Annotated in this window: 1 protein-coding gene; it reads right to left on the reverse strand. The window is 64.0% G+C overall.

The annotated features are described in order from the left end of the window. Window positions 1–659: zinc-binding dehydrogenase (locus tag GR197_RS31355; protein WP_164016590.1), on the reverse strand; the 659-nt coding region annotated here is incomplete at both ends.

A 659-nucleotide genomic window follows, 5' to 3' on the forward strand; every position in this document is an offset into this window, starting at 1 on the left:
TCGAGCGGCATCGTGTGGGTGATCATCGGGTCGATCTGGATCTTGCCCTGCATGTACCAGTCGACGATCTTCGGCACGTCGGTACGCCCACGCGCGCCGCCGAAGGCGGTGCCCATCCAGTTGCGGCCGGTGACCAGTTGGAACGGACGGGTGGAGATCTCCTGGCCGGCGCCGGCAACGCCGATGATAACAGACTTGCCCCAGCCGCGGTGAGAGGCCTCGAGCGCCTGGCGCATCACCTTGGTGTTGCCGGTGCAGTCGAACGTATAGTCGGCGCCGCCGATCAGGTCGCCGTTGCGCTTCGTCAGGTTGACGAGATAGGGCACGATGTCGTCGCCGACCTCCTTCGGATTGACGAAATGCGTCATGCCGAACTTCTCGCCCCATGCCTTGCGGTCGGGGTTGATGTCGACGCCGATGATCATGTCGGCGCCGGCGAGCCTGAGACCCTGCAGCACGTTGAGGCCGATGCCGCCGAGACCGAAGACGATGGCCGTCGAACCGATCTCGACCTTGGCGGTGTTGATCACGGCGCCGATGCCGGTGGTCACCCCGCAGCCGATGTAGCAGATCTTGTCGAAGGGGGCGTCGGGATTGACCTTGGCAAGGGCGATCTCCGGCAGCACGGTGAAATTGGCGAAGGTCGAGCAGCCCATATA

The sequence above is a fragment of the Rhizobium phaseoli genome, assembly GCF_010668805.1.
Taxonomy (GTDB): domain Bacteria; phylum Pseudomonadota; class Alphaproteobacteria; order Rhizobiales; family Rhizobiaceae; genus Rhizobium; species Rhizobium phaseoli_A.